Source organism: Mesorhizobium sp. M7A.F.Ca.CA.004.06.1.1 (genome assembly GCF_003999135.1).
Taxonomy (GTDB): Bacteria; Pseudomonadota; Alphaproteobacteria; order Rhizobiales; family Rhizobiaceae; genus Mesorhizobium.
On sequence record NZ_RZPQ01001047.1, the window covers coordinates 1 to 1,566 of the forward strand.

The window sequence follows — 1,566 nt, forward strand, 5'->3', positions numbered from 1 at the left end:
TCGAAAGTTTGGCGACGTTGGCTTCCTTGCCGAGCTTTTCCAACAGCGCGAAGTGCGGGCCGGGATTCTCGTCGGCCGGCGGGATGCACATCAGGCCCTCGATGGCGAGGCCATGGACGTCGCGGCAGCGGGTGACGAAAGCCACGGCCTCGCGCGGCTCGATGCCGGCCTTCTGCGGCTCGGAGCCGGTGTTGACCTGGACATAGAGTTTTGGCGCGCGGCCCTGTTTGGCGATCTCCTTGGCCAGTTCGGCGGCGATCTTCTCGCGATCGATCGTCTCGATGACGTCGAACAGCGCCACAGCCTCCTTGGCCTTGTTGGATTGCAGCGGGCCGATCAGATGCAGTTCGATGCCAGGAAAAGCGTCCTTCAGATCAGGCCATTTGCCTTGCGCCTCCTGCACACGGTTCTCGCCGAAGACGCGCTGGCCGGCTTCGATGACCGGGCCGATGTCGGCAGCGTCAAAGGTCTTGGAGACCGCGACCAGCGTCACGGCGCCGGCTTCGCGGCCGGCCTCGCGCTCGGCGGCGTCGATCTTCGCCTTGACCGCGAAAAACTGCTGAACGGCATCGCCCATATGCAAATCCTGCTGTTTTGACCGGCGTTTTTGTCAGACGCGATACCCATATGGTTGACGGGTTTGCCAAACCATGGTGAACACCCGGACCACATTCCCTGAACTGCCGAGCCGTCGCCCGCAGTTCGCGCATGCTTTTAAGTGAAAAACGTCCCATGGCAACCGAACGATACAATCCGCGCGCGTCAGAGCCCAAATGGCAGAAGGCCTGGGACGCCAAGAAGCTGTTCGAAGCGCACAATGACGATCCGCGCCCGAAATACTATGTGCTGGAGATGTTCCCCTATCCGTCGGGGCGCATCCATATCGGTCATACCCGCAATTACACGATGGGCGACGTGGTGGCGCGCTACAAGCGGGCCAAGGGTTTCAACGTGCTGCACCCGATGGGCTGGGACGCCTTCGGCATGCCGGCCGAAAACGCGGCGATGCAGAACAAGGTCCATCCCAAGGAGTGGACCTACCAGAACATCGCCACCATGCGCGAGCAGCTCAAGGTCATGGGGCTGTCGCTGGACTGGGCGCGCGAATTCGCCACCTGTGACGTCGACTATTACCACCGCCAGCAGATGCTGTTCCTCGATTTTGTCGAGAAGGGGCTGGTGACGCGCAAATCCTCCAAGGTCAACTGGGATCCGGAGGACATGACGGTGCTCGCCAACGAGCAGGTCATCGACGGGCGCGGCTGGCGCTCGGGCGCGCTGGTCGAACAGCGCGAGCTGACGCAGTGGTTCTTCAAGATCACCGATTTCGCGCAGGATCTGCTGGATTCGCTCGACGGCCTCGACGAATGGCCGGAAAAAGTGAAGCTGATGCAGCAGAACTGGATCGGCCGCTCGGAAGGCCTGCTGATCCGTTGGCCTCTGGCCGACGCCTCTGGTGGCGAGCATGAGCTGGAAGTCTATACGACAAGGCCCGACACCATCTTCGGCGCTTCCTTCATGGCTGTCGCCGCCGATCATCCGTTGGCCAAGAAGGCCGCTGCGCAC

2 protein-coding genes are annotated in these 1,566 nt (G+C 61.9%); one reads left to right on the plus strand and one right to left on the minus strand.

Annotation, left to right across the window (positions count from 1 at the left end):
• The coding region (locus EN906_RS33650) for a YggS family pyridoxal phosphate-dependent enzyme (RefSeq protein ID WP_127375751.1) at window positions 1-577 on the minus strand (577 nt) is incomplete at its 3' end.
• Window positions 578-732: 155 nt separating this feature from the next.
• On the opposite strand from EN906_RS33650, the gene EN906_RS33655 reads away from it, so the two are divergent.
• The coding region (locus tag EN906_RS33655) for a class I tRNA ligase family protein (protein ID WP_164777588.1) at window positions 733-1,566 on the plus strand (834 nt) is incomplete at its 3' end.